We start from the raw sequence: 1,337 nt of genomic DNA, 5'->3' as shown, positions 1-1,337 counted from the left end.
TGGATCGCCCCGGGAAGGGTGGAGGGCTTGATCTCCCCAGGAGGATGGATTCATGCCTGCACCGAGGAAGTATCCCGATGAGCTGCGCCAGCGAGCTGTGAGGCTGGTACGCGACCGTATTGCTGACGAGCCGGGGTTGCCGGTCTCTCGTGCCTGCCGGCTGGTGGGTGAGCAGCTGGGCATCAACGGCGACACGCTGCGTAACTGGGTCCGCTCGGAGCGAGTCGACGCCGGCGAGGTTGCGGGCAGGACCAGCGATGACGCGATGCGGATGGCCGAGCTGGAGAAGGAGAACCGGGAGCTGCGCCGAGCGAACACGATCCTGCGGCAGGCGAGTGCGTATTTCGCGCAGGCGGAGCTCGACCGCCGCTGACCGACGTCGATGCGTTCATCGAGGATCACCGCGACGAGCACGGGGTCGAGCCGATCTGCACCGTCCTGGCCGAGGCCGGGGTCCAGATCGCCCCGAGTTCGTACTACGCCCGCAGGGTGCGTCCGCCCTCGGCCAGGACGGCGCGTGATGCCGTCATCGACGAGCGCCTGGCCGCGCTGCACGAGGAGAACATGGGCGTGTACGGGGCACGGAAGATGTGGAAGGTGATCAACCGGACCCACCCGGGCGATCCGGTCGCTCGGTGCACCGTCGAACGCCGGATGCGGGCGCTGGGCCTGTCCGGGGTGCCCAACGCCCGCACAACTCGCACGACACGTCCCGCACCGCCTGGCTGCCACGAACCACGCGACCGCCTCGAGCGTGACTTCACGGCCGCAGCCCCGGATCAGCGGTGGGTCGCCGACATCACCTACGTCGCGACGTGGACCGGGTTCGTGTACGTCGCGTTCGTGATGGACCTCTTCGCCCGGCGCATCGTCGGCTGGCGTGTGTCCCGCTCACTGCGCACCGACCTTGCCCTGGACGCCCTCGAGCACGCGATCTGGACCCGCTCGCGCGATCAGCGAGACCTGTCGATGTTGGTCCATCACAGCGACAAGGGAGTGCAGTACCTCGCCATTCGCTACACCGAACGCCTCGCCGAGTCCGGGATCGAAGCCTCGGTCGGCTCGACCGGCGACTCCTACGACAACGCCGCCGCCGAGGCACTGAACAAGCTGTACAAGAAGGAACTCATCTGGCGACGTGGCCCATGGCGCGGCCTGGACGACGTCGAGCTAGCGACCCTGGAATGGGTCGACTGGTACAACAACTCACGCCTACACGGCCACTGCGGAGACATCCCGCCGACAGAACTCGAAGACCGCTACTACGCTGACACGACCACCGCCCCGGCAACCGCCGAGACGGCACAACCAGCCCTCCACTAAACCCGGGGCGATCC

Annotated in this window: 1 protein-coding gene and 1 other annotated feature; the gene reads left to right on the top strand. The window is 67.5% G+C overall.

Translation table 11 applies throughout. The features are described 5' to 3' along the window. Window positions 1-52 precede the first annotated feature (52 nt). A protein-coding gene (locus tag JCO01S_RS15215; protein ID WP_439645708.1) for an IS3 family transposase occupies window positions 53-1,323 on the top strand; the annotation gives its coding sequence in 2 pieces (ribosomal slippage) (window positions 53-341 and window positions 341-1,323; 1,272 coding nt in all). Then, window positions 337-468, top strand: a sequence feature (AL1L pseudoknot). (Overlaps the previous gene by 132 nt.) Window positions 1,324-1,337 lie beyond the last annotated feature (14 nt).

The organism is Janibacter corallicola NBRC 107790, assembly GCF_001570965.1.
GTDB classification, from domain to species: Bacteria; Actinomycetota; Actinomycetes; order Actinomycetales; family Dermatophilaceae; genus Janibacter; species Janibacter corallicola.
This window is presented reverse-complemented; position numbering and strand designations above follow the sequence as displayed.